Origin of the sequence: Streptomyces sp. NPDC085481 (assembly GCF_044541845.1) — a bacterium.
GTDB lineage: Bacteria > Actinomycetota > Actinomycetes > Streptomycetales > Streptomycetaceae > Streptomyces.
Genome location: NZ_JBITTJ010000002.1, coordinates 377,270 through 395,229, shown reverse-complemented (window position 1 = coordinate 395,229; position 17,960 = coordinate 377,270). Strand labels below are relative to the sequence as shown.

Below are 17,960 nucleotides of genomic sequence, written 5' to 3'. Positions count from 1 at the left end.
AAGGAAGTGCAGGTGGGGCGGGCCATGACCATCTTGTCCACCGAGACCGGGACGGACGAGACAGGTTGCCGGACGGCTGTGCGGGAGACCTCCTCTTGACAGTCTGCTGTCGTCATGACAGCCTGCTGTCATAGGCGCCACAGGAGCAGGGACGAGGGAGCCACCATGGACACCAAGACCGTTCATCTCGCCGTCTACGACACGCTCGCCGACTGGGAGACCGGGCATGCCACCGCGTGGCTCGCCCGCGCCGGATTCACCGTCCGGACCGTCGGCCCGGCCGCCGAGAAGCCCGTCACCACGATCGCGGGGATCCGGATCGTCCCGGACCTCGCCCTGGACGGCCTCGACCCCGCCGACAGCGCCCTGCTGATCCTTCCGGGCGCCGAGAAGTACGACGAGGGCGACGAGCTCGCGCCCTTCACCGCCAAGGCCCGGGCCTTCCTGGACGCGGGCGTCCCCGTGGCCGCCATCTGCGGCGCCACCGCCGGCCTCGCGAAGGCGGGCCTGCTCGACGACCGCCCGCACACCAGCGCGGCCTCCTTCTACCTGGCCGCGACCGGCTACGAGGGCGGCGCGCACTACGTGGAGGCCGACGCCGTCCGGGACGGGGACCTGATCACGGCGGGCCCGACCGAGCCGGTGGCCTTCGCGCGCGAGATCTTCGCCCGGCTGGGCGCGTACGAGGGGAAGCGGGACGCCTGGTACCGCCTCTTCCACGACTCGGACCCGGCGGCGTTCGCGGAGCTGAACGCGGGCGAGGCCGAGGGTGATGCCGAGGCCGAGGGTGAGGGCGCCTGAATGAGCCGCGCACCACAGGAGGCCCTCTCCCGCACCGCCCTGGGCGTCTTCCGCCTCAACGGCCAGTTCCTCGCCGTCTCCGAGAAACTCGCCGAACCGGCCGGCCTGACCGCCGCCTGGTGGCAGGTCCTCGGCGCGGTCCTGCCCGAGCCGCTGCCGGTCGCGGGCATCGCCCGCGTCATGGGCATCACCCGCCAGAGCGTCCAGCGCATCGCCGACCTGCTGGTCCGGGAGGGCCTCGCCGCGTACGAGCCCAACCCGGCCCACCGCCGCGCGAAGCTCCTCACCCCGACCGAGGCCGGCCGCGCCGCCATCCGCCGCATCGACCCCGGCCACGCGGACCTGGCCGCCCGGCTCCTGCACGAGCTGGGCGGGCAGGAGGTGTTCGACGAGACGGTACGGGTGCTGGAACGGCTGTCCAGAGCGCTGGAGGCCCTGGAAGAGGGCCACCAGTAGCCGGCCGTCCCCACCACGGCGGCGAACGCGCGCGGTGCGCCGTCGGCCCGGGCCTCGTCCTCGACGGCGCGGAGCTCGTCCATCGCGATGCGGAAGGCGGGGCCGCAACCAGCGACCCGTCCCGGCCGCCCGTCACACGAGGATCTCCGTGGCGGCGCTCCGGAGGAGGAGGGGGTGCACGAACCGGTCCGGGCCACTCGGCGGAAACCGCCAGGCGAGGGGCCAGGTCCTTCCCGTCAACGCGGGAACGGGCACGTAACTCATATGGCCGGGTGCGGCGTTGAAACGGGTCACGCCCCTGGGCCACGAGCGGCGGGCCGTGGAGCCGGGCGGGAGGAGGAAGTAGACCCCCCGGCGGCCGTTCGCCTCGGTCACGACCGGCCCCGGGTCGCCGCCAGTGAGCAGCTCCATCAGGTCCGCCAGGCGACGCCCGTCGTCGCCGTCGACGCGGATCGCGTCGAATTGCACGCCGGCCTTGCGGAGTTGGAATCCGGAATGGGGAATCCAATCACATGGCGCGATGTTTAGCTCGGGTTTTGAAGCATTCACAGGGACATGTTCCCGCGTCGCCGCTAGCGTTTTCCACGACTGCGCGGGGTGCGTCGACAACCCTTTGACCTGCGTCAACGCCCTTCGTTCGCAGTCGAATTCGGCGGGGAGCAGTTGAGACCGGTTGAGACCGGTTGAGTCCGAATGGGGAACGGAATGGCGCGAGCGGAGAACAGGGAAACGGTCGGCCCTGCGGCCAGGATGGCGGCCGCCGTGGCGAAGCGATTGCGGCAGAAGAAGGGCTGGACGCAGGAGTATCTGGGCACCCAGATGGGCTTCACGGGCGCGGCGATCAGCGCCATGGAACGGCTCATCCACCCAGTGAGCGAAGAGATGCTCGTCCAGCTCGAACACGTCCTGGGTGGCGGCACGGGCATCTTCGAGGAGATGCAGGAGCTCGTACGCCTGGAGAAGCTGCCGGAGCAGTTCCGGGGCTACGCGCCGATCGAGCAGAAGGCGGTGGGGCTGTGCCTGTACGCCAACCACGTGGTGCACGGGCTGTTCCAGACGGAGGCGTACGCGCGGGCGTTGATCGCGGGGGGTCATCCAGAGCCCACCCCGGAAAGAGTCGAGGAGCTGGTGGTCGGCCGGATGTCGCGGAAGGCTCTCTTCGACCGGAAGCCGGTGTGCGAGATCGAGCTGATCCTCGACGAGTCGGTACTGAGGCGAGCGATCGGGGACGAGGAGGTCATGCGGGAGCAGCTGGCCTACTTGGCAGAGTGCGCGCGGAGGGGCAACGTGAATCTGCAGGTGCTGCCGTTGGATGCGGGGTTGGGGGGCAAGTACGCAGGCGATCGGGGAACTCTGGAGATCGTCGAGACCCCGGCTCACGACCACGTGACCTTCCTGGAGATCCAGGGAGAGAGCCTGCTGATCACCGACCGGACGAAGGTCAGTACGCACCGGCAGCGATATGCGAAGATCCGGGCACAGGCCCTGGATCCGCGCAGGTCGCTGGGCTTCATCGAGGAGTTGGCGGGAGTACGGAGATGAGCGAGACCCTGCACTGGTTCAAGTCCAGCTACAGCGACAGCGGCGGCGGCAGCTGCATCGAGGTCGCCTTCGCCTGGCGCAAGTCCTCGCACAGCGACGGCAGCGGCGGCAACTGCGTAGAGGTGGCCATCGACGCCGCCTGCCCCCACGCCGTCCACCTCCGCGACTCGAAGCAGAGCGACGGCCCCACGTTCGCCGTGGAGCCGTCCTCCTGGACCGCGTTTCTCGCCTGGCAGGACTGACTAGCAGTACAGGTTCGACCCGGTCGGGACGCCCAGGATCTGGGTGAACTGCTGGTACTTGGTGACCCGGCTCTGGACCTGGGCCGGGTTGCCGCCGTTGCATTCCAGCGAGCCGTTGATGGAGCGGATGGTCTCGCCGAAGCCGGCACCGTTGACCATGGCGTTGTGGGCGGTCATGGTGCCGGGGCCGTTCTGGGTGTTCCAGTACCAGAGGCCGGTCTTCCAGGCGACGGCCGCGTCACGCTCGACGCGGTAGGGGTCGGCGAGCAGGTTGATGCCGAGCGCGTCGCCCGCGGCCTTGTAGTTGAAGTTCCAGGACAGCTGGATCGGGCCGCGGCCGTAGTACGCGGCCTGGCCGGCGGGGCAGCCGTAGGACTGGCTCGCGTCGCAGTAGTGCGGGTAGTTGGCGGTGTTCTGCTCGACGACGTAGACGAGGCCGCCGGTCTCGTGGTGGACGTTGGCGAGGAAGGCCGCGGCCTCCTGCTTCTTCACCGTGTCGCTGCCGGTGTTGGCGAAGCCGGGGTACGCGCTGAGGGCGGCGGTGAGGCCGCTGTACGTGTAGAAGGAGTTCCGGCCCGGGAACATCTGGTTGAACTGGGCCTCGGAGACGACGAATCCGGAGCTCGGCGGCGGAGTGGTGGGCGGGGTGGTGCCACCGCCGTCGCAGGCGCCCTGGTCGGCCCAGACGCCCCATTCGCCGGTCGTGCCGGGGGTCTCGTTCTGGGTCCACCACTTGGCCGACCAGTTGTGGCCGTTGTACGAGGCCGTCATCCCGCCCGTGTAGACGCTGGAGGAGTTCCAGGCGGCCGCGCAGGCGGCGGCCGCGCCGGCCGAGGCGGCGGGGAGGAGTACGGCGAGGCCGACGACCGTACAGATCGTGGCGAGGACAGTGAGCAGACGTCGCAACATGCGCTCGTCCTTCCGGTGGGGGAAGGCCAGCGAAGCGCGATTGGTCTGTACCTGTCAAGGTCTAGACCAAGCTTGTGACACAAGCGGAGGCGATGCCTCGATCCTGGCGATTGAACGAGTTCGAAAATGGACGTTCCAGCGGCGATCATGCTGTTACGCTCGTCCGGTCAAACGGGGAAATCGGGGAGGAAATTCAGTGGTTCGGCACAACCTCACGCGCGGCGCGTCCGTCGCCGCTCTGGGGCTCGCACTCACCGCCGGCGGGGTGATACCGCTCGCCGCACCGGCCGCGGCGGACACGCCGGCACCGCCGCAGGAGGTCGTGGTGCCTCCGGCGTACCACCCGGACACCCGGCACGCCTCGGTGTACCGCGCCGAGGCCGCCGAGGAGGGGGAGGCCGACTCCGTGGGCGCCGAGGGCGTCTTCCACACGGAGGCGGGCGCCAAGAGCACCCTGTGGACCCGGTTCTCGGACGGGAAGAGCTTCCCGGTCACCGACCCGGAGAAGTGGGTCGCGCCCAAGGGCACCAGCACGGACGTCCTCGCGTACGTCTACCCGGACCACGTCGAGCTGCGGCACGCGGACGGCACCGTCCGCACCGTCGCGGTGCCGGAGCACCTGACCGGCGTCAAGGTCTACGGCTCCACCGTCGTCGCCTTCGACACCGCCGCGAAGACCGCGCACCTGCTGACGGCCAAGGCCGACGGCTCGACCGGCGACGTGCGGATCGAGGAGCCCGAGGGCTTCGGCTACACCACCGCGGTCGCCGGCGACGCCACGTCCATCGTGCTGCCCGGCCCCGTCACCGACGGGAAGCGCCGCCATGTCGTCGTCTCCGCGGAAACCGGCAAGGTCCAGGGGCTCACCCCCGCGGTGCCCGAGTCGTACACGCGGGTGAAGCTCTCGCCCGCGTACCTCGCGACGTACAGCACCGACAAGACGGGCGACAAGGTCCTCGTCGCCTCGCGCACCGACCTCTCGGCACCCCTGACCCCGGTGACCGTGAAGTCGTACGACCTGCCGCTGGACCACGTCAACATCGTCGGCGACTGGCTGACCTACAACCGCTCGAACAACGTCGAGGCCCTGCCCATCAACGGCGGCGGCACCCCGGTCGAGCTGGTCAAGGAGAGCTACCGGCCCGCGGCCGGGCCCGACGGCACCGTCGTGGTCGTGGGCGGCACCGGAGCGGCCGACTGGGGCATCCGGCGCATCACGGCCGGCGCCGACGGCAAGCCCGTCGTGTCGACGGTCAAGAAGCTGCCCGGCTACCCGGCCCGCATCGAGCGCCTCACGCTCGCCCAGGGGCAGCTGGCCGTCATCGACGACAGCGCCGCCTACAGTCACGAGACCAATCCACGGCCCCATCAGTGGTCCCGCATGATCGGCGCGGGCAGCACGCCCACCTACGGCGAGCGCACGGAGATCGACAGCTCCCTCGACCGCTGCGCCGAAGGCGACCTCGTGTGCGCCGAGTACTGGGGCACCGGCGACGGGCGCTTCGTGACCCGCATCGGCGGCTCCCTCGTCCTCACCGGCCGGCAGGACTTCATCGCCACCCACCAGGGCGACAAGGCGCGGGTGCGGGACGTCAACGGCTCGTACATGGTCGTGGACACCACGGAGGGGTCAACCCCGGTGCAGCGCGTCCTCGCGCTCACGTCCGGCATCGACACCAGCAAGGTCCTCGAACAGCGCACCCCGGTCGCCTCCGCCCTCTGGGGCTCCCGGCTGTGGACCGCCGGTGCCGAGAACGGCGCCGTGACCGCCAAGGACCTGAAGACCGGCGCGAGCGTCGAGTCCCTGAACACCGGCGCCCCGTGCGTGCCCGATGAGCTCCAGGCCGCGGGCCGCTGGCTCTACTGGAGCTGCGGCGCGAACGGACCGGCCGGCGTCTACGACCGTACGGCCAAGTCCTCCAAGGCCGTTCCGTCCGGCGAGGCCCTGCTCGGCGACGGCTATGTCGTCACCCATGACAAGGCCGCCGGCAAGCTCGTCCTCACCGGCACCGACGCCGCCAAGCCCGTCAGCCGCGTCGTCGGCGACCTGCCCGACACCGGCACCTCGCAGCGCCGGGTCCGCTGGAGCGTCGACAAGTTCGGCGGCCACATCGCGTACGCCGACGCCGCCGAGCAGGTCCACATCGTGCCCAGCGGCATCGCGCCGCAGCCCCTGGAGCTCCTCCTCCGTGAGGACGCCCCGGTCGTGCACGCGTCCGGCATGGGGTCCGCCATCACCTCGGTGACCCCGTCCCGCCCCCTCGGCGCCTGGACCCTGACCGCCCGTCACGTACGCAGCGGCAAGGTCAGCGTGCTGGACTCCGGCACCGACGGACGCTGGCTGAACCCGGTCTGGGACGGCCGCGACAAGAACCGCGACCCGCTGCCCAACGGCCTGTACGCCTGGACGATGACCAGCCGGCCCGCCGACGGCGTCGGCGCCGAGGTGAAGCTGACCGGGACCACCATCCTGCGCGGCGCGCAGTCCCCGGCCAGCGACTCCTTCACGAGCCTGCCGACCAAGCGCGTCATGGACACCCGTGACGGCACCGGCGTCACCCAGGGCAAGCTCGGCGCCAAGGACACCGTCACCCTGGACCTCAGGGGCCTCCCGGGCATCGACGAGCACCTGACCACGTCCGTGGCCCTGCACGTCACCGCCACCAACGCCGGCGCGGGCACCTTCATCTCCGCGTACCCGGCGTACGCCACCCGCTCCAGCGCGTCGAACCTCAACGTGCCGGCCGGCAAGACGGTCTCCAACCTGGTGGTCGTCCCGGTCACGGGCGGCAAGGTCACCTTCTACAACCACGCGGGCACGGTCGACCTCATCGCCGACCTCGCCGGGGCGAACGCCTACGACGACGGCAAGGGCGCGCTCTACCAGCCCATGACCCCCTGGCGGGCCCTCGACACCCGGACGGGTCTCGGCGCGCCCCGGGCCAAGGTGCAGGGCGGCTCGCGGGCACACCTGTCCTTCAGGGGCACCGCGCTCGGCGGCACCGACGTGACCGCGGTCGTGCTGAACCTGACGGCGACCAACGTCACCAAGGGCACCTTCGTCGCCGGCCTGCAGACCGGCGGCCAGGTCGTCGGCTCGCACCTGAACCCCGGTCCCGGCGAGACCCGGTCCAACCTGGTGGTCGTGCCCGTCAAGGACGGCGGGATCGACCTGTACAACCACAACGGGGCGGTCGACCTGATCGCCGACGTGGCCGGGTACTACACGAGCTCCAACCTGGGCTCGCTCTACGAGCCGCTGAACCCGGCCCGGCTCATGGACAGCCGCAACGGCACCGGGGTCGCCAAGGCCAAGGTGGGCGCCAAGGGGACCGTCACCCTGACGGTCGCCGGCAAGGGCGGCGTCCCCGCGACGGGTGCCACGGCCGTCGTGCTCAACGTGACGGCGACCAACGCCACCGCGGGCACGTACGTCACGGCGTACCCGTACGGCACCACCCGCACCAGCGCGTCGAACCTCAACGTGCCGGCCGGGGCGACGGTGTCGAACCTGGTGGTCGTCCCGGTGAAGGACGGCAAGGTCACCTTCTACAACCACAACGGCGCGACGGACCTCATCGCCGACGTGCAGGGGTTCTACGCCGAGTAGTCGCGCAGTCGGCCCCACCCGGCCCCGGAGCCCCGCCCGTGCGGGGGTCCGGGGCCGGTCCGGTTTCAGATCATCAGGACGATCCGGCCGGGCCGGTGGCCCGCCTCGGCGCGGCGGTGGGCCTCCGCGGCCTCCTCCAGGGGGAGGACATCGGCCACCCGGGTGATCAGCTCCCGGTTCCCCACCTTCTGGAGGATGTCCGTCAGGAGACGGGGGTCGGAGCGGGCGCGCTCGAACTCGACGCGGATGTCACGCTCGGAGGCCGGGACCCGGTCCGGGGCGATGGAGACGAAGACGCCGCCGTCCTTCAGGGCGGCCAGCGCCGGGGTGCTCAGCAGGGCCCCGTCGAAGACGCCGTCCACGCCCTCCGGGACGAGCTCCCGCACCGCGCGGACGACCTCGGCCGGTTCGCCGCGCGGGACGCACTCCTTGGCTCCGAGGACCTTCAGCTCGCTCTCGTCGCCCTCGTACGAGACGGCCACCACCCGCAGCCCGGCGGCCGAGGCCAGCTGGACCGCGAACCGGCCCACGACACCACTCGCGCCCGTGATGAGCAACGTGGCCCCCGCCGGGAGTCCGGCCAGGCCGAGGCCCTGATGGGCGGTGATCGCGGCCAGCGGGACGGAGGCCGCCGAGGGGAACTCCACGTCGTCCGGGAGGGGGGCCAGCCACTCCGGGGCGACCTGTACGACCTCGGCGTACGTGCCCTCGCCGGTCAGCTCCTCGTACCAGGGCACGAAGCCCGCCACCCGGGTACCCGCCGGCAGAGTGGCCTCCTCGCCGGGCGCCGGGTCGAGCAGCCTGCCCGCGAAGTCCGTACCGAGGACGAACGGCGGGCGCAGATCACCCATGTGGTCGGCGTACAGGCCGGCCCGGATCCGGAGGTCCGCCATGGTCACACCGGCCGCACGCAGCCGCACCCGGACCCTGCCCGGCACGTCCCCGGCCTCCGGCTCGGGGCGGCGGGCCATTCTCAGCACCTCGGGTCCGCCGTAGGCGGTCACTTCGACGACACGCATGGGTCTCCTCCCGCGGAAGCCCCCTCGTGGCCATTACACCCACGCCCCGCACCCCCGGCAACAGGTGAAGGAAGCCCGGGGGAACCGCGCGGAAGCTGACGGAAGCACGAACGCCGGACGGCGAGAAGCCCGCTCCCGCACCGGACCGCACACACGTCGTTACGGTGGCGTCCGTGGACTGGAACCTTCGCCGACGGCCCCAAGCCCGACGGCTACCCCCAGCTGCGCGAGAACATGGTCGCCGTCTCCCTCTACACCCTGGTCCTCAACGACCGGGTGCCCTTGCAAAACCTCTCCCTCGACGCCCGTACGCCGCCTCTACCGCGGCGACGTCACCAACTGGCAGCAGCTCGGCGGCCCCGACCTCGACGTGCGGCTGGTCAGCCGCGACGCCAACTCCGGCACCCGCGAGGTCTTCCAGCGCCGCGTCCTCGGCCGCAACGAGCCCGCCAACTCCTCCCGCAACTGCGCCCGCAAGGACGACCCCGAGGCCGAGGTCATCCGCTGCGAACTCGACAGCACCGAACAGGTCCTGTCCACCGTCGCCGAGCTCCCAGGCGCCATCGGCTACACCGAGCTCCGCTCCGGCAGCGGCCTGAGCGGCCTGCACCGGGTCGCCATCGACGGCCGGAAACCCCACGTCGACGAGATCGGCACCTCCCCCTACCCGTACCGGGAGATCGAGTACGCCTACACCTGGGGCGCGCCGCCCGCCGACTCTCCGACCTCCAGCTTCCTCACGTATCTCGGCCGGGGCGGCGGCCAGGCCGTCATCACCACCCACGGCCATCTGCCCTGCGCCACCCCCAAGGGCCTGAAGATCTGTGGCGAGGGATGACGGCCGGTCTGGCATGCTCTTCCGTCGTGGATCCCTTGAACGCGGACGACCCGGTCGTCATAGGACCGTTCCGGCTGCTCGGCCGCCTCGGCGTGGGCGGCATGGGCCGGGTGTACCTGGCCCGTTCGGCCGGCGGACGCGCGGTCGCGGTGAAGGTCGTGCACCCGGAGCTGGCCGCCCAGGACGAGTTCCGGCGCCGGTTCGCCCGTGAGGTCGCCGCCCTGGAGCGGGTCTCCGGCACCGGCACCGCGCCCGTGCTCGGCGCCGACACCGGAGCCGAACTCCCGTGGGTCGCCGTCGGATACGTGCCCGGGCCCTCGCTGCGTACGGTCGTCGGCGACGAGTACGGGCCGCTGCCGACCGAGAGCATCCGCACCCTCGCCTCCGGGCTCGCCCGGGCGCTCACCCACGTCCACGCCTCGGGCCTGGTCCACCGCGACCTGAAGCCGTCCAACGTGCTGCTCACCGTCGACGGCCCGAAGATCATCGACTTCGGCATCGCCCGCGCCGTCGACACCGTCACCGACGGCGGCCTCACCAGCACCGGCGCGGTGGTCGGCTCCCCCGGCTTCATGTCGCCCGAACAGGTGAGAGGCGAGCGGCTGACGCCCGCCTCGGACGTCTTCTGCCTGGGTTCGGTGCTCGCGTACGCGGCGACCGGCCGCTCCCCGTTCGGCGGGGCGGACAGCGGGGTCCACGCCACGATGTTCCGCATCGCCCACGACGAGCCCGACCTGACGGATCTCGCGCCCGAACTCACCGGCCTCATCCGGGCCTGCCTCAGCAAGGACCCCGCCGGGCGCCCCTCGGCGGCCGAGCTCGTCGACACCCTCCCGGTCACCGACCCCTGGCTGCCCGCCGACGTCCTGGCCCGCCTGGGCCGCCACGCGGCCCGCCTCCTGGAGGCGGACGCGGAGGCCGCGCCGGGCTCGCCCCCGCGGGAGGCCGGCGCGGGCCGCGCCGGGACCGGCGACCCGACCCCCGCGACCCCGCTGCCCGGGACGAAGGCCCCGGCCCCCGGGCGCCGCCGCCGGGGCCTGCTCGCCACCGTCACGGCCGTCGCCGTTCTGGCCGCCGCGGGAGCCGCGTACACCTTCTGGCCCGACCCGGACAAGGGCATGGACGGCCAGAAGAACAAGGCGCGCGGCACCACCGGCCCGGTATCCGCCCGGCCCGCCGGGATCGTCCCGGCCGCCTTCCTCGGCGCCTGGGAGGGCAACCTGCAGGGCTCCGCCGACCACCCCCGCGAGACCTTCCGGCTCGAACTCACCCAGGCCGCGGCCGGCACCAAGGCCGCCGTCTACGTCCACGTGACCGACGAGCGGCTGTGCATGGGCCGCTCCCGGCTCGTCTCGGCCGACGAGGACAAGGTCGTCCTCGGCGACTCGGACGTCACCACCGGCGTGCCCGCCCAGCGCTGCACGCCCGCCGCCCGCCAGACCCTCACCCTGCGCTCCCCCGAGGTCCTGGAGTGGACCTCCGGCGCCGCCAAGGCCACCTTCCACAAGGCGCGCACCGGCTCCGAGGCCGTCCCGGCGAAGCTCGTGGGCTCCTGGCGGATGCGGAACGACCCCCTGGTCTTCGGGAAGAACGTCGACCGCTACTCCGACGAGGTGACCATCACCCAGGGCCCGGTCGGCTCCGCCGTCTTCCACAACCAGCACGGCTACCCCCGCACTGACGCCGAGGGCAACCCCACCTCCGAGACGGTCCGCTGCGGCTGGACCGCCCTCCTCGCCGGCACGGGCACCCCCCTGGTCATCGGCCCCGGCACCGCCGACACGGGCACGGACCCCGACTGCGACCCGGCGGGCATCGCGTCCTACGTCGAGCTCATCCGCTACAAGGGCGAGGACCGGCTCCTCGTCTACCCGATGACGGACGGGGAGCCGGGGGAGTACTACCGGGTGCGGTGACCGGCGCCCGGGCCAGGTCGGAAAGCAGCGAGGGCCCGCGCCCCGTGATCCGGGGTGCGGGCCCTCGCCCGGGTGGTGCGGGACGGGCTACAGGAACGAGTTGATCTCGATCGTCTCGGTGCGGCCCGGGCCGACGCCGATCGCGGAGATCGGGGCGCCGGACATCTCCTCCAGGGCCTTCACGTAGGCCTGGGCGTTCTTCGGGAGGTCCGCGAAGGTCTTGGCCTTGGTGATGTCCTCGGACCAGCCCGGGAGCATCTCGTAGACCGGCTTCGCGTGGTGGAAGTCGGTCTGCGAGTACGGGAGCTCCTCGACGCGCTTGCCGTCGATCTCGTACGCGACGCAGACGGGGATCTGCTCCCAGCCGGTCAGGACGTCGAGCTTGGTGAGGAAGAAGTCGGTCAGGCCGTTGACGCGGGTCGCGTAGCGGGCGATGACCGCGTCGAACCAGCCGCAGCGGCGGTCGCGGCCGGTGGTGACGCCACGCTCGCCGCCGATGCGGCGCAGGGCCTCGCCGTCCTCGTCGAACAGCTCGGTCGGGAACGGGCCGGCGCCGACACGGGTGGTGTACGCCTTGAGGATGCCGATGACGCGGCTGATCTTCGTCGGGCCCACGCCCGCGCCGGTGCAGGCGCCGCCGGCGGTCGGGTTGGAGGAGGTGACGAAGGGGTAGGTGCCGTGGTCGACGTCGAGCAGGGTGCCCTGGCCGCCCTCGAAGAGCACGACCTTGTCGTCGTCGAGCGCCTTGTTGAGGATGAGGGTGGTGTCCGCGACGAACGGCTTGATCTGCTCCGCGTACTGGAGCATCTCCTCGACGATCTGGGCGGCCTCGATGGCGCGGCGGTTGTAGAGCTTGGCGAGCAGCTGGTTCTTGCCCTCCAGCGCCGCCTCGACCTTCTGGGTGAGGATCGACTCGTCGTACAGGTCCTGGACCCGGATGCCGACGCGGTTGATCTTGTCGGCGTAGGTCGGGCCGATGCCGCGGCCGGTGGTGCCGATCTTGCGCTTGCCGAGGAACCGTTCCGTCACCTTGTCGAGGGTGACGTTGTACGGCGTGATCAGGTGGGCGTTGCCGCTGATCAGGAGCTTCGAGGTGTCGACGCCGCGCTCGTTGAGCCCGCTCAGCTCGGAGAGCAGGACCGCCGGGTCGACGACGACGCCGTTTCCGATGACCGGGGTGCACCCCGGGGAGAGGATTCCGGAAGGGAGAAGGTGCAGCGCGTACTTCTGGTCGCCGACGACGACCGTGTGGCCGGCGTTGTTGCCGCCCTGGTAGCGCACCACATAGTCAACGGATCCACCGAGCAGGTCGGTGGCCTTTCCCTTGCCCTCGTCACCCCACTGAGCACCGAGCAGCACAAGTGCGGGCACAGGCGTACACCCCTTCCGGGTGGGGCATGTCCAAGGTCAGGGGGCCGACGCCGCCTCACCGGTGTGCCCCGGAATAGACGAAGCCCCTGGCGCAATAGCGCAAGGGGCTCTTGCACAAAGAGACTACCCGAGGAAGGACCGAGGTGTCGGCTCACGACCAGCTGCTTGTGGTCATCGACCCGGTCGCCCGCCGGATGGACGGCGAGTCCGTGCGAATCGCGAAAGATGTGCTGTCCGCGGGCGCGGAAACGAAGATCTGCCTGCCGGACACTCCGGAGGAGTTCGCCCGCGCCCTGGCCAGGCGGGGCTCCAGGCGCCCGGTCGTCCTCGGCGACGACCGCGCCCTGCTCCGTACGGTGACCCTGCTGCACCGCGAGCGGGAGCCCGTCTGCGGGGCCCTCTCGCTCGTCCCGATCGGCGCCCCCGACCGTCTGGCGGTGGCCCACGCGCTCGGCGTGCCGCCGGGCACGGTGGCGGCGGCCCGCACGGTCCTCGACGGTGTGGCGCGCCGCCTGGACCTGCTGGTGGACGACAGCGGCGGGGTGGTCCTCGACCACCTGGACGTCCCGGCCGCCCGGACCCTCGCCGCCGCGCCGCCCACCGTCTGGGACACCTGCCGCTCGCTGGTGCGCACCCTGGTCCGCCCGGCCCCCGCGCCGGCCGCGCTCGCGGTGCGGACGCACCGGCTGCGGGTGGAGGCGGACGGGGTGCTGCTCAGCGACGTGGACACCCCGGTGGAGGGTCTGACCGCCCGCGCCCTGGGCGGCGCCGCCGCCCTGACCCTGGTCCCGGCGGGTGCCCCGCCGGTCCACGCCACCGCCCACACCCTGACGGTGACGGGCCCCGACTTCCGCTACCGCGCCGACACGACGGTCTCGGGCCCGGTCCGGCGGCGGACCTGGACGGTGCGGGCGGGCGCGTGGGGGCTGACGCTGCCGGCCGGCGAGGGGGTAGGGCGGCGCCTGGGGTAGGGCACGCTACGCCCTCGGCAGGGGCTCGCCCTTGGCCTCCCTGTGGGCCCGCCAGCGGTCCATCATCCCGAGCATCTCCTGCTGGAGGAACTCGAAGAACTCGGCCGTGTCCGCCGTCCGGGTGCCGGCCGCCGTGTCCGGGCCGAGGATCTCGGAGCCGTCGCGCAGGACCTTCTCCCAGCGGGTGAGGATCTGGTCGCGGCGGGTGAAGGTCTCGTACCAGAGCTCGTTGTGCAGGACGTAGCGGTCGCGGCGGGTGCCCGGGTCGCGCTCGCGGCTGACCATGTTGACCTGGGTGAGGTAGCGGACCGCTCCGGAGACGGCGGCCGGGCTGATCCGGAGCTGTTCGGCGAGTTCGGCGGAGGTCATCGAGGCCGTCTCGGAGGCGAGCAGGGCCGCGAAGACGCGGGCGGCCATGCGCTGCATGCCGGCCTCGGTGAGTTCGGCGGCGAAGCGCTCGACGAAGCGCGAGACGGCTTCTTCGTTGGTCGTCGTCATGCCTTCCACTATGTCACCAACTTTCTACGCTTCCTTAACTTCACAAGTTTGTGAAAGTAGCGTACGTTCTGAAGCATGACGAAGGCAATCACGGTCGCCGGGCTCCACAAGGCGTTCGGCCGCACCCACGCGCTGGACGGTCTCGACCTGGCGGTCGAGGCCGGCGAGGTCCACGGCTTCCTCGGCCCCAACGGCGCCGGGAAGTCCACCACCATCCGGGTCCTGCTCGGGCTCTTGCGGGCCGACTCCGGCGCCGTACAGCTGCTCGGCAAGGACCCCTGGGCCGACGCCGTCGAGCTCCACCGGCGCCTCGCCTACGTCCCCGGCGACGTCACCCTGTGGCGCAACCTCTCCGGCGGCGAGGTCATCGACCTCTACGGACGCCTCCGCGGGGGCCTCGACACGACGCGGCGGGCCGAGCTGATCGAGCGCTTCGAGCTCGACCCCACCAAGAAGGGCCGCACCTACTCCAAGGGCAACCGGCAGAAGGTCGCCCTCGTCGCCGCGTTCGCCTCCGACGTGGACCTGCTCGTCCTCGACGAGCCCACCAGCGGCCTCGACCCGCTGATGGAGGAGGTCTTCCAGGACTGCGTCACCGAGGCCCGCGACCGCGGCCGGACGGTGCTCCTGTCCAGCCACATCCTCAGCGAGGTCGAGACCCTCTGCGACCGGGTCAGCATCATCCGCAAGGGCCGCACCGTCGAGTCCGGTTCGCTCGCCGAGCTGCGCCACCTCACTCGTACCAGCGTCTCCGCCGAACTCGCCGGAGCGCCCAACGGGCTCGCCCACCTCCCCGGTGTGCACGACCTCGACGTCCAGGGCCGGCGCGTGAAGCTCCAGGTCGACACCGACAAGCTCGACGCCGTCCTGCGCTCGCTCACCGAGTCCGGCGTCCGCAGCCTCACCAGCACCCCGCCCACCCTGGAGGAGCTCTTCCTCCGTCACTACGCGGAAGAAGTGGCCACGTCATGAGTACTGTCGCGCTGACCGGCACCGGCGCCCTCACCAGGCTCGCCCTGCGCCGCGACCGGCTGATGACGCCGGTCTGGGCCCTGGTCACCGGCGGCATGGTCGCCAGTGGCGTCGGCTCCCTCCAGGGCCTGTACGGCACGGCCGCCCAGCGCGCCGAGCTCGCCGCCTCCATGACCGCCAACAGCTCGATGCGCTCGCTGTACGGGCCGGTCTTCGGCGACTCCCTCGGCGGGCTCGTGGCCTGGCGGTTCGGCACCTTCGCCGCGGTCCTGGCCGCCGTGATGAGCCTGATCATCGTGGTCCGGCACACCCGCGAGGAGGAGGAGACGGGCCGTCAGGAGATGCTGTCCGCCGGCGCGGTGGGCCGCCGGGCGCCGCTGACCGCCGCGCTCCTGGCCGCGTTCCTCGCCAACACCGCCGTCGCCCTGATCGTCACCGCCGGGCTCGCCGGACAGGGCGGGGCCGGCGCCCTCGCCCTCGGCCTCGCGATCGGGGGGACCGGCATGGTCTTCGCGACCATGGCCGCGATCGTCGCCCAGCTCACCGAGAGCGCCCGGCTCGCCAAGGGCCTGACCGGCGGCCTCCTCGGCCTCGCGTTCGTCCTGCGGGCGGCGGGCGACGCCGCCACCGCCGACGGCAGCAGCGTCCTGACCTGGCTCTCCCCCATCGGCTGGGCCGAGCACGTCCGTCCCTTCGCCGGCGAACGCTGGTGGGTGCTGCTCCTGCTCGTCGCAGCGGTCCTGGCCCAGACGGCCGTCGCGTACGTGCTGACCGCGCGCCGCGACGTCGGCATGAGCTTCCTGCCCACCCGGCCGGGACCCGCCACCGGCCGGCTCGCGACGGCGGGCGCCCTCGCCTGGCGGCTCCAGCGCGGCACGGTGCTCGGCTGGTCGCTCGGCTTCCTGCTGGGCGGTCTGGTCTTCGGCGGCATGGTCGAGGGCGCGGCCGACATCGTCGGCGACAACGAGCAGGCACGGCAGATCTTCGAGCGGATGGGCGGCCAGAGCGCCCTCACCGACGCGTTCCTCGCCACCATGGTCGGCCTGTTCGGCATGGTCGCGGCCCTCTTCGCGGTCGGCTCGGTGCTGCGGCTGCACGGCGAGGAGACCTCGCAGCGCGCCGAACCCCTGCTCGCCGGCCCCGTCGGCCGGCTCCGCTGGGCGGCCGGGCACCTGGTGGTCGCCTTCGCCGGATCGGCCCTGATCATGCTGCTCAGCGGCCTCGGGCTCGCCCTCTCGTACGGGCATGACCTCGGGCCCGTCCTCGGCGCGTCGCTCGGCCGGCTCCCCGCGATCTGGACCCTGGCGGGCCTCGCCGTCCTCCTCTGGGGCGCCGTCCCGAAGGCCGCCGTCGCCGCCTGGGGCGTGGCCGGGGTGTGCCTGGCGCTCGGCTGGATCGGCCCGGCGCTCGACCTGCCGCAGTCGGTCCTGAACCTCTCGCCGTTCGGCCACCTGCCGAAGCTCCCCGGCCAGGACCCGGCCTGGGGCCCGTTCGCCGCCCTGACGGCGCTCGCGGCGGCCCTGGTGGCGGGCGGTCTGGCCGGGCTGCGGCGGCGGGACATGGTGAGCTGATCCCCGTGGGCGGCCGGGGTCAGATCTCCACCAGCAGCTCCTCGAAGCCCCTGATCACGTACCCCGGCTTCCACACCGGCTCCGCCGCGAGCCGCATCCCCGGCGCCCGCCGCAGCAACTCGCCGAAGACAGCGGCCAGTTCGAGGCGGGCGAGCGGGGCGCCGAGGCAGTAGTGGATGCCGGCGCCGAAGGTGACGTGGGGGTTGTCGGCGCGGGTGAGGTCGAGCTCGTCGGCGGTGGGGCCGAAGCGGGCGGGGTCGCGGTTGGCGGAGCCGAAGAGCAGGGCGACCTCGGAGCCGCGCGGGATGACCTGGCCGCCGATCTCGATGTCGTCGAGGACCCAGCGCTCGAACATCTGGAGCGGGGTGTCGTAGCGCAGAAGTTCTTCCACAGCTGTGGACAACTTTTCGGGATCCGGACGCACGCCCTCGCGCAGCAACGTCCACCAGCCGTTGACCGTGGTGTTCACGGTCGCCTCGTGCCCCGCGTTGAGCAGCAGCACACAGGTGGAGATCATCTCCTGCTCGGTCAGCTCCGCCACGCCGATCAGGCCCGAGATCAGATCATCCCCCGGATCCTTGCGCCGGCGGGCGATCAACTCCCGCAGGTAGTCGGAGAATTCGATCGATGCGCGCACCGCCCGGCGGGCCGTCTCCTCCGAGGGGTTCAGCTCGAACATCCCGCAGATGTCGGCCGACCACGGCCGCAGCCGCCCCCGCTCCTCCTCGTCGTCCGGGACGCCCAGCATCTCGGCGATCACCGCGACCGGCAGCGGCTCGGCCACGACCGACAGCAGGTCGCCGCCGCCGGCCGCGACCAGCTCCCCCACCCGCTCCGCGGCGAGCCGCCGTACCGTCGGTGCCAGTTCCTCCACCGTCCGCGGGGTGAACGCCTTCGACACCAGGCGCCGGATCCGGCTGTGGTCGGCCGCCTCCAGGTCGAGCAGCCCGTGGTCGTTGAGCGTGTGGAACGGCTCGTGGTCGGCAGCGGGGGCCTCGCGCCCGAACTCCTCGTGGGTGAAGCGGTGCGTGTACGTACGGCCCAGGCGGCGGTCCCGCAGCAGCGCCGACACGTCCTCGTAGTGCGGGATCAGCCACTGGCGGGTGGGCCCGAACCAGTGCGCGCGGCCGGTGGCGCGCAGCTCGGCGTACGCGGGGTAGGGGTCGGCGACGAACTCCGGGGACCAGGGGTCGAAGGCAGCCTCCATGACCGGACGCTACCGCCGCGGCCCCCGACTCGGGCAC

The 17,960-nt window shown here is 72.1% G+C and carries 15 protein-coding genes and 1 pseudogene; 10 read left to right on the top strand and 6 right to left on the bottom strand.

Translation table 11 applies throughout. From position 1 onward, the window contains the following. Positions 1-165 precede the first annotated feature (165 nt). Together ACIGEZ_RS07675 and ACIGEZ_RS07670 are read left to right on the top strand one after the other, a co-directional pair. Positions 166-801 (top strand): DJ-1/PfpI family protein, encoded by a 636-nt coding sequence (locus ACIGEZ_RS07675; RefSeq protein ID WP_399827076.1) that lies wholly within the window; start codon positions 166-168, stop codon positions 799-801. Then, positions 802-1,257, top strand: coding sequence for a MarR family winged helix-turn-helix transcriptional regulator (locus ACIGEZ_RS07670; protein ID WP_399827073.1), 456 nt, complete (start codon positions 802-804; stop codon positions 1,255-1,257). Positions 1,258-1,389: 132 nt separating this feature from the next. Here the strand turns inward: ACIGEZ_RS07670 and ACIGEZ_RS07665 are convergent, their stop codons facing one another. Then, on the bottom strand, positions 1,390-1,725 hold the full coding sequence (locus ACIGEZ_RS07665) for a hypothetical protein (protein ID WP_399827071.1): 336 nt from the start codon (positions 1,723-1,725) through the stop codon (positions 1,390-1,392). 237 nt (positions 1,726-1,962) lie between these two features. Here ACIGEZ_RS07665 and ACIGEZ_RS07660 point away from each other — a divergent pair, with 237 nt between their 5' ends. Further along, the gene (locus ACIGEZ_RS07660) at positions 1,963-2,799 is read left to right on the top strand and encodes a helix-turn-helix transcriptional regulator (RefSeq protein WP_399827069.1); all 837 of its coding nucleotides are present in this window, start codon (positions 1,963-1,965) and stop codon (positions 2,797-2,799) included. Continuing rightward, a complete protein-coding gene (locus tag ACIGEZ_RS07655) occupies positions 2,796-3,041 on the top strand; it encodes a DUF397 domain-containing protein (RefSeq protein WP_399827066.1) in 246 nt (81 codons plus the stop codon). The genes ACIGEZ_RS07660 and ACIGEZ_RS07655 overlap by 4 nt, the downstream gene beginning before the upstream one ends. Here the strand turns inward: ACIGEZ_RS07655 and ACIGEZ_RS07650 are convergent, their stop codons facing one another. Then, positions 3,042-3,950: a glycoside hydrolase family 19 protein gene (locus tag ACIGEZ_RS07650; protein WP_399827064.1), complete on the bottom strand. Its 909-nt coding sequence runs from the start codon at positions 3,948-3,950 to the stop codon at positions 3,042-3,044. It lies immediately after the preceding gene. A gap of 196 nt (positions 3,951-4,146) precedes the next feature. Between ACIGEZ_RS07650 and ACIGEZ_RS07645 the strand changes: the two genes are divergently transcribed. Further along, the gene (locus ACIGEZ_RS07645) at positions 4,147-7,560 is read left to right on the top strand and encodes a hypothetical protein (RefSeq protein WP_399827061.1); all 3,414 of its coding nucleotides are present in this window, start codon (positions 4,147-4,149) and stop codon (positions 7,558-7,560) included. A 65-nt stretch (positions 7,561-7,625) separates the two neighbouring features. Here ACIGEZ_RS07645 and ACIGEZ_RS07640 read toward each other — a convergent pair whose 3' ends face one another. Continuing rightward, a complete protein-coding gene (locus tag ACIGEZ_RS07640) occupies positions 7,626-8,579 on the bottom strand; it encodes an NADP-dependent oxidoreductase (protein WP_399827059.1) in 954 nt (317 codons plus the stop codon). A gap of 189 nt (positions 8,580-8,768) precedes the next feature. On the opposite strand from ACIGEZ_RS07640, the pseudogene ACIGEZ_RS07635 reads away from it, so the two are divergent. Beyond that, positions 8,769-9,417, top strand: a pseudogene (locus ACIGEZ_RS07635) (substrate-binding domain-containing protein); the annotation flags it as partial. A gap of 26 nt (positions 9,418-9,443) precedes the next feature. Continuing rightward, positions 9,444-11,333: a serine/threonine protein kinase gene (locus tag ACIGEZ_RS07630; RefSeq protein ID WP_399827056.1), complete on the top strand. Its 1,890-nt coding sequence runs from the start codon at positions 9,444-9,446 to the stop codon at positions 11,331-11,333. An 87-nt stretch (positions 11,334-11,420) separates the two neighbouring features. On the opposite strand, the gene ACIGEZ_RS07625 is transcribed toward ACIGEZ_RS07630, so the two are convergent. Beyond that, on the bottom strand, positions 11,421-12,704 hold the full coding sequence (locus tag ACIGEZ_RS07625) for an adenylosuccinate synthase (RefSeq protein WP_399827054.1): 1,284 nt from the start codon (positions 12,702-12,704) through the stop codon (positions 11,421-11,423). Positions 12,705-12,898: 194 nt separating this feature from the next. Between ACIGEZ_RS07625 and ACIGEZ_RS07620 the strand changes: the two genes are divergently transcribed. Then, positions 12,899-13,675, top strand: a complete 777-nt coding sequence (locus ACIGEZ_RS07620) for a diacylglycerol kinase (protein WP_399827594.1) — start codon at positions 12,899-12,901, stop codon at positions 13,673-13,675. Positions 13,676-13,681: 6 nt separating this feature from the next. On the opposite strand, the gene ACIGEZ_RS07615 is transcribed toward ACIGEZ_RS07620, so the two are convergent. After that, positions 13,682-14,173 carry a GbsR/MarR family transcriptional regulator gene (locus tag ACIGEZ_RS07615; RefSeq protein WP_399827051.1) on the bottom strand — a complete coding sequence of 164 codons (492 nt, stop codon included), beginning with the start codon at positions 14,171-14,173 and terminating at the stop codon, positions 13,682-13,684. A gap of 75 nt (positions 14,174-14,248) precedes the next feature. Here ACIGEZ_RS07615 and ACIGEZ_RS07610 point away from each other — a divergent pair, with 75 nt between their 5' ends. Next, a complete protein-coding gene (locus ACIGEZ_RS07610; protein WP_399827048.1) occupies positions 14,249-15,145 on the top strand; it encodes an ATP-binding cassette domain-containing protein in 897 nt (298 codons plus the stop codon). Then, positions 15,142-16,716 (top strand): ABC transporter permease, encoded by a 1,575-nt coding sequence (locus tag ACIGEZ_RS07605; protein WP_399827046.1) that lies wholly within the window; start codon positions 15,142-15,144, stop codon positions 16,714-16,716. The genes ACIGEZ_RS07610 and ACIGEZ_RS07605 overlap by 4 nt, the downstream gene beginning before the upstream one ends. Before the next feature lie 19 nt (positions 16,717-16,735). On the opposite strand, the gene ACIGEZ_RS07600 is transcribed toward ACIGEZ_RS07605, so the two are convergent. Continuing rightward, positions 16,736-17,923: a cytochrome P450 gene (locus ACIGEZ_RS07600; RefSeq protein ID WP_399827044.1), complete on the bottom strand. Its 1,188-nt coding sequence runs from the start codon at positions 17,921-17,923 to the stop codon at positions 16,736-16,738. Positions 17,924-17,960: the final 37 nt, after the last annotated feature.

What these genes read in the sequence shown, in the direction of transcription:
- ACIGEZ_RS07675 (WP_399827076.1), top strand. Translation starts at nt 166, where the DNA reads ATGGACACCAAGACCGTTCATCTCGCCGTCTACGACACGCTCGCCGAC.
- ACIGEZ_RS07670 (WP_399827073.1), top strand. Translation starts at nt 802, where the DNA reads ATGAGCCGCGCACCACAGGAGGCCCTCTCCCGCACCGCCCTGGGCGTC.
- ACIGEZ_RS07660 (WP_399827069.1), top strand. Translation starts at nt 1,963, where the DNA reads ATGGCGCGAGCGGAGAACAGGGAAACGGTCGGCCCTGCGGCCAGGATG.
- ACIGEZ_RS07655 (WP_399827066.1), top strand. Translation starts at nt 2,796, where the DNA reads ATGAGCGAGACCCTGCACTGGTTCAAGTCCAGCTACAGCGACAGCGGC.
- ACIGEZ_RS07650 (WP_399827064.1), bottom strand. Translation starts at nt 3,950, where the DNA reads ATGTTGCGACGTCTGCTCACTGTCCTCGCCACGATCTGTACGGTCGTC.
- ACIGEZ_RS07640 (WP_399827059.1), bottom strand. Translation starts at nt 8,579, where the DNA reads ATGCGTGTCGTCGAAGTGACCGCCTACGGCGGACCCGAGGTGCTGAGA.
- ACIGEZ_RS07620 (WP_399827594.1), top strand. Translation starts at nt 12,899, where the DNA reads ATGGACGGCGAGTCCGTGCGAATCGCGAAAGATGTGCTGTCCGCGGGC.
- ACIGEZ_RS07615 (WP_399827051.1), bottom strand. Translation starts at nt 14,173, where the DNA reads ATGACGACGACCAACGAAGAAGCCGTCTCGCGCTTCGTCGAGCGCTTC.
- ACIGEZ_RS07610 (WP_399827048.1), top strand. Translation starts at nt 14,249, where the DNA reads ATGACGAAGGCAATCACGGTCGCCGGGCTCCACAAGGCGTTCGGCCGC.
- ACIGEZ_RS07605 (WP_399827046.1), top strand. Translation starts at nt 15,142, where the DNA reads ATGAGTACTGTCGCGCTGACCGGCACCGGCGCCCTCACCAGGCTCGCC.
- ACIGEZ_RS07600 (WP_399827044.1), bottom strand. Translation starts at nt 17,923, where the DNA reads ATGGAGGCTGCCTTCGACCCCTGGTCCCCGGAGTTCGTCGCCGACCCC.